The organism is uncultured Bifidobacterium sp. (assembly GCF_949292005.1).
In the GTDB taxonomy this organism is placed as follows: domain Bacteria; phylum Actinomycetota; class Actinomycetes; order Actinomycetales; family Bifidobacteriaceae; genus Bifidobacterium.
This window is the reverse complement of the sequence record NZ_CASEXV010000073.1, coordinates 51,109-57,267: the sequence shown is the minus strand read 5'-3', so window position 1 is coordinate 57,267 and position 6,159 is coordinate 51,109. Positions and strand designations below refer to the sequence as shown.

6 protein-coding genes are annotated in these 6,159 nt (G+C 62.3%); 2 read left to right on the top strand and 4 right to left on the bottom strand.

Features of this window, described 5'->3' with window-relative positions; genetic code table 11:
- The coding region (locus Q1X90_RS05375) for a hypothetical protein (protein ID WP_300767312.1) at positions 1-210 on the top strand (210 nt) is incomplete at its 5' end.
- Between the two features lie 330 nt (positions 211-540).
- On the opposite strand, the gene Q1X90_RS05370 is transcribed toward Q1X90_RS05375, so the two are convergent.
- The 4 genes from Q1X90_RS05370 to Q1X90_RS05355 form a co-directional block, all read right to left on the bottom strand.
- Positions 541-1,446 (bottom strand): hypothetical protein, encoded by a 906-nt coding sequence (locus Q1X90_RS05370; protein WP_300767310.1) that lies wholly within the window; start codon positions 1,444-1,446, stop codon positions 541-543.
- Between the two features lie 17 nt (positions 1,447-1,463).
- On the bottom strand, positions 1,464-2,399 hold the full coding sequence (locus Q1X90_RS05365) for an ABC transporter ATP-binding protein (RefSeq protein WP_300767308.1): 936 nt from the start codon (positions 2,397-2,399) through the stop codon (positions 1,464-1,466).
- Complete coding sequence (locus Q1X90_RS05360; RefSeq protein ID WP_300767306.1) at positions 2,396-2,803, bottom strand: GntR family transcriptional regulator; 408 nt, start codon at positions 2,801-2,803, stop codon at positions 2,396-2,398. The genes Q1X90_RS05365 and Q1X90_RS05360 overlap by 4 nt, the downstream gene beginning before the upstream one ends.
- Positions 2,804-3,101: 298 nt before the next feature.
- Positions 3,102-5,381, bottom strand: a complete 2,280-nt coding sequence (locus Q1X90_RS05355) for a peptidase (RefSeq protein ID WP_300767304.1) — start codon at positions 5,379-5,381, stop codon at positions 3,102-3,104.
- Positions 5,382-5,584: 203 nt separating this feature from the next.
- On the opposite strand from Q1X90_RS05355, the gene Q1X90_RS05350 reads away from it, so the two are divergent.
- Positions 5,585-6,076 carry an inorganic diphosphatase gene (locus Q1X90_RS05350; protein WP_300767302.1) on the top strand — a complete coding sequence of 164 codons (492 nt, stop codon included), beginning with the start codon at positions 5,585-5,587 and terminating at the stop codon, positions 6,074-6,076.
- The last annotated feature ends 83 nt before the right edge of the window (positions 6,077-6,159 follow it).

Genomic DNA, 6,159 nt, shown 5'->3' with positions numbered 1-6,159 from the left:
GTCCACTATGAGTGTGGCATCGGTAACATGAATATGCGCGCTACTCACCTGCGCGCCATCTCCCATTTCACTGCGCCCGGGGACAACCAAACCAAGGAATCGACCTGTGTCAGGGTCTCTCCTGTCGGCAACGGCGAATCGTTCCCCATCAAGCCCGTTCAACTCTGGCACGCCTTCGATGGCTGCGTTGAGCACAGAGCGATCGAGTAGCCGTGGCATGTAGGGGAATCGGGTGATAAAAGACCATAGCGTCTTCACGCTGATTGCGCCTTCCTTGAATGCTGGCCGTACCTTCTGCAGGAGTTCGAACCCAGAGGTCTCAGGTTCACATCCTGACCCCGCTACCAGAATGGCGCGATATCAACGATGTCGCGCCATTGTTTTTCCCCGCGGGCCCTTGGGTACGCACAAAAGTACGCACAGTCGCGGAAACGTTCCCTGGATTCTCGCGGCACGTCCGAATCATCAGCCAGGCGCATTGGCCTCTTCCCGCCCGGTCATACACCCATCGGATCGGACACCGCGACCACCCCCATCGCTCTATTCCCGCACGACGCGATCCACCCCGCGCCGCCGGCCCACAAGCCACGCCAGCGCTGAGAAGACGGCGATCAGGACAAGCAGCGTCACGGACAACGGCCCGGCGTCCAGCGTGCCATCAGCGCCGATGCCCAGGAAGAACGATCCAAAACCCTCAAGCCTCCGGGCCAGCACCATAGCATCCATGCGGCTGAGGAGGAAGCCGACCAGCGCGGGGGCCAAGACCACCGCCACGGCGGCTATCAGACGGCCGCGCCTGCCCAGCCGCGACATCACCACGCCGATAAGCACCCCCAACGAGGACATGGCCAGGATGATCAGAAACGTCACCAGCACCATGACGGCGACACCGGGTCCGTGGATGACTATGGGCACCGAATCCACCGAAGCGGCATCATCCGACGTCCCTCCGGAAAAGGTGAAGGAGAAAAAAGTGATGTCGGCGTCGCCCGCCCCGCCCGTTCCGGCCGCATATTGATCGGCGCCCAGCAGTCCGACGCGTACCGGCAGCCCTCCAATCGAGAGAAGGAGCCGGGATGCCACGGCCGCCACGGCGGTCACTGCGGACGCCAGCACCGTGGAGATGACGGTGCAGACGAAGACCCCGGTCCGCGTGAGACCGTTGAACAGGAGGAAGCGGAAGTCCGACCGCGCCCCGATCATGCCCGTTATCAGACTGAAGATGACCGCCGGGGTCATCGCGTCGACGTATCCATCGCCGCTCACGGCGGACGCGAATACGGACACCATCACCGGAATGGCGACGGCGAAGAGGAGAAAGAAGACAAGATAGATCCCCACGGACCGCATGCGCCATGACATCTGGTACCGTATCCCTGCCGACAGATGTCGTGCCCGAACGCTCGCCACCGCAACTCCCCCGGCCATTGCAGTTTCTCCGATCATTGCAGCTTCTCCCGTCATCATGACTCCTCCGCTCGTGGCGAATCCTTCACTGTGGCATCCATCCCCGCATCGGGCCTCACCGACGCACGACCGTCGGAAAGGTCGGCGGAACGGCGGGTCAGTTCGACGAACGCCTCCTGCAGTCCCAGCGGTGACACACGGGCATCGGGCACATCCGTCCGCGGCCGTCCCATGACGTAGGCGTTCGCCGACGCCGCCAGCCGTTCCACCCGCAGCACGCGCCGATGCCCTATGGCCGCGTCGACCGCCCGGCGGGGGCCGGAGACCTTCCAGACCATCGTCTCGAGATCTTCGACGCTTCCGGACGCGACAACACGCCCACGGTCGATGATCGCCGCGCTCTCCACAAGAGTGGAGATCTCCTCAATGAGATGGGTGGACACGATGATCAGCCTCGGACGATGAGCATAGGTCTCCATCAGCACCCGCGAGAACTCATCGCGATTCGTGGCGTCCAGACCCAGAACGGGCTCGTCCAGAAGAACCACGTCGGCCGGCGACGACAGCGCGATGATGAGCTTGGCGACGCTTCGCTGACCGGTCGACATCGAGGAGAACCTCATGGAGCGGTCCATGTCGAAGACTTCCGACATCCTGTTCGCCAGCTTGGCATCGAACGAGCCCGCGAAGCGTCGGACGTTCGTCTCGATGTCACGCATCCTCATGGACGAGGGGAACAGATTGTCCTCGCTCATCAGCGTGATCCTGTCCTGGACGGCCTCGTTCTCCGTCACTCTCTCGCCGTCAAGGAGGATCGCCCCCGAGTCGGGGAAAACCCTGTTCGCGGCGATGTTAAGCAGCGTCGACTTCCCCGCGCCGTTGCGTCCCAGCAAGGCATGGATCCCCGGCCCCTCGAACGTCATGCTGACATCGTCCAGACAGGTCGTGCCGCCATAGCGCTTTCGCAGATGCTCGACACTGAGTGTGGTCATGATGATGCTCCTTTGATTGCCTGGATCAGGCCATCCGTGGTGATGCCCAGATCGTGCGCCTGGGCCACAAGGTCGGGGACGGCCTTGTCAAGGAATTCCCGCCGCCGGGATTCGACGAGCCGCCCGCGTGCTCCGGGGGTGACGAACATGCCCATGCCCCGGCGCTTCTCGAGATATCCTCGCGACACCAGAAGGCCCATGCCCTTGAGCACGGTCGCCGGGTTGATGCGGTAGGTGGTGGATATCTCCGTGGTCGAAGGAACGCGTTCGCCTTCAGACACCGAGCCACTGATGATGAGCTCCTCAAGCTGGTCGGCGACCTGCAGATAGAGCGCGACTCCGCTCTGTTCGGCAAAATCCATCGCGATCTCCTTCTCGGCACGGCCAACGTCATTAATGGACATGCTCATTACTTAGTTGGTCATGTAACTAACCATATCACCATAATCGAGGATCGCAACTCGACCCCCGGCCCTCAATCCTCGTCCCCCGGCCCCGGCATCCAGGACCTTCCATCCGCAGCCTTGACCGAAGGCGTCTCCACGACCCGGCGAGATCCCGGAGACGCCCTCGAGTCCACCTGCGGGCAGCGCAGCAGCGGAGCAGCGCCACAACACCCGCATATCCAATGGGCTGACGCAATGGGCTGACGGCGTCACACGAACACCGTCAGCCCATCCGACATCACCGACCCACCCGAAATCAGCGGCGGCGGCGACGAGCGCGGAACACGGCCAGAAGAATGAGCACACCGCCGACGCCGGAAGCAACCGCCACCACGACAGGCGCTCCACTGGAGGAACCGGCCGCAGCCAACGTCGGGGCATCATACTTTTCACGAACCGTGACCACCTCACCGGGCACCCCCAACTCGTGCGACGCCAGGACGTCACCCTCCGAGGACAGCACAACGGCGCTCCAGTAGACCAATCCGGCGCGGGATGAGCGCGTCTGGGGACTGACCGCCAGGCAACCCTCAGCCCCCTGCGCGCAGTCGAGAGGAACCTCCACCCCATCCAGAAGCTTTCCATTGAGGCCCGGATCCACCCCCTCATCGACCGCCTCATATGCGGTGAACCGGACCACCGCACCATCAGGAACATCCCCAGTGACGGTCGCGCGGTCGAGAAAACCCTCCCCGATATCAACCGAGTCCGGATCCACCGACGTCACGATCTCCACCCGTTTCGCCGTCTCATCCTCAGGGGATGAGGGGGATTCCGGAACAGGCCACACCCGCACCCTCTCCCAGGCGTCCCCGTAGGAGCTTGACGTCGGCGCGACACGGTCGTCACCCGCAAAGGACCACACAAAGACGTACCACCCGCTGTTCTCCGCAGTGATCGTGACAGCCTCCCCACTGGCGTCGGGGGCTCCGCCGCCAACACGGATCACACCGTTGCGCGCCGAATACATCCACGTTCCGATCAGACGATGGTGGTCATCCTCCTGCGGAACCTCATCGCCTTGTGGTCGATAGTCCTCGTTGTTGTCGGGGTCATCCACATCCCCCGCCCACCACACGCTGACTGTGGCATCAGGATTATCAGCATCCAAGCCGATCGCTGAGTCACCGGCAAAATCCCCATGATCATCGGGGAAACCGGAGACGGTGATGGTGTCGCTGATCTCCGAGCCCTCCACGGTCGTATGCTCAGTCACCACCGATCGGACATCCACCGTGGAGCGGACCGACAGCGTCTCCGAGACGTCAAGGAAAGAAGACACGACATCATCGGTCACATATTCGGCCGCCTGCGCGCTGAGAGACTCCCTGCTGAACGCCCACACCCACGTGCCGATGCCCGCTGCCTTCGCCGTATACGGCACGGAGCCGCCGGGAGTGGTCATGGCGCGCGCCGTGACGATCTGGCCGGGTGCCGTGAAAGAGGCCGTGGAATACCCCGATGGCTCATATCCCTCCTCCGCGAGACGGTCAAGGAAGTCCTTGGCGCTCTCGCCCTCGGTCGAATGGATCGGCTTTCCGCGGTCCTCAACCGCGATTCCTTCGAAATACCATCCCTGGGCATCCAATCGCATTTCCGTCTTCCATGACCCGCCATCCTCGGCCATACCTGACGTGACGACATCATCGACGACATCACCAGCATCGACGACCTTGTCGGAAACCGTTGTGCGAATCGTGGGCACGAAATCCTTGCGAACGTCGAAATCGACCACGGCGGAGGCCTCATGGTTCCCCCCGAATCTGACGAGGTCCTGCGTACCGTCGACCCAATCGAGACGAGCCACGTCGATGGCGGCTGTGACGGACGCGGTTCCCCGCGTCAAGGCGGTCCATGCATGCGACTTCGCCGCCGTGCCGCTGACGCCGGACAAGGCGGACTCCCCGTCCTCAAATGTGGCACCACCCTTGAGGACCAATCGATAGGGAACTCCCTCCACATACCCTCCCTCGACATTGTGCACGGACACCGACACCGCCCCGGACCTCAGTGAATCCGCGTATTCGTTGGAGACTCTGACGGACACGGGAGCCCTCAGACGCGATTCATCCCACAGACTCGCGGCCTTTGCGGGAACGTCCGGATATCTTTCCACCAAAGCCGCGCGGTCAACCTTCCACTGTGCGACGTCCACATCATGGTGATCATGGGCAAGAAGAGCCAATGCCGCATGCGTTGCGGCATCCTTCGTGTCGGAATACGCGTCGAGCAGCCAAGCGAGTCGCGCGGCATCATCCCCCGTCATACGAGTGGACCCGGTTATGCGGAAGTCCGTGATCTGGGAGGTCTCGACACAATAATATTTCCGACCGCGGGAATCCACCCCTATCGCTCCCAGAAACAGGTTGCGGCCGTTGGACACGTGTCGCAGGGAATAATCCCCGTTGAACACAGTCGAGGTCAGTGTCTCCGATTCAGTTGCGGCACCCGCCGTCAGCACTGCCACCACAGCGAGCGCCATCGCAAGAACAATGGCCGCGAACATGGCGGCGCCGCGTTTCATGCGCGCATTCATATCTCCATCCTTTCGTCGATGTCCTTCGCAGGGATCGAAGGCCCATCGACGAGGGTTCCACGCGTGGCATGACGTGGACGCGACCATGGGATCATGTGGTCGAAAGCCCGGGTACGCGCGGATGCTCCGACGCGTGAGACACGACCGGGGTCGGAGGTAAGGTGTGAACGGATTATCGTCAATCACACCAAAAGGAGAGTGGCATGGCTGAGACTTTCAACGTCGTTGTGGAGATTCCCCGCGGCTCCAAGAACAAATACGAGGTGGACCATGAGACCGGGCGCGTCTTTCTGGACCGCACCCTGTTCACATCCATGGGATATCCGGACGACTACGGCTACATCGATGGCACGCTGGGCGAGGACGGAGACCCGCTCGACGCCCTCGTGATGATCCCGAACTCGGTGTTCCCCGGCTGTGTGGTCAAGTGCCGCGCGGTCGGCCTGTACCACATGGTCGATGAGGCAGGCGGCGACGACAAGGTGCTGTGCGTTCCGGCTGACGTTCGTTTCGACGACATCAAGGATATCGACGACGTGAACTCGTTCCACAAGGCCGAGATCAAGCACTTCTTTGAGCAGTACAAGGCCTTGGAGCCCGGCAAGGAGGTCCAGCCCGGGGATTATTGGGCGGGAGTCGACGAGGCCGAGAAGCAGATCGTGGCCTCGCGTGCACGGCTGGCGGAATCGAAGTGACCCACCGGCACCGGGACTGACATCCCCCAGCAAAAACGTGACGGCCGTCTCGGCATATGTACGAGATGGCCGTCACGTTTTTG

Bases quoted from the DNA above. Each gene is read 5' to 3' on its own strand.
- Q1X90_RS05370 (WP_300767310.1), bottom strand. From the start codon at position 1,446: ATGATCGGAGAAACTGCAATGGCCGGGGGAGTTGCGGTGGCGAGCGTT.
- Q1X90_RS05355 (WP_300767304.1), bottom strand. From the start codon at position 5,381: ATGAATGCGCGCATGAAACGCGGCGCCGCCATGTTCGCGGCCATTGTT.
- Q1X90_RS05365 (WP_300767308.1), bottom strand. From the start codon at position 2,399: ATGACCACACTCAGTGTCGAGCATCTGCGAAAGCGCTATGGCGGCACG.
- Q1X90_RS05350 (WP_300767302.1), top strand. From the start codon at position 5,585: ATGGCTGAGACTTTCAACGTCGTTGTGGAGATTCCCCGCGGCTCCAAG.
- Q1X90_RS05360 (WP_300767306.1), bottom strand. From the start codon at position 2,803: ATGTCCATTAATGACGTTGGCCGTGCCGAGAAGGAGATCGCGATGGAT.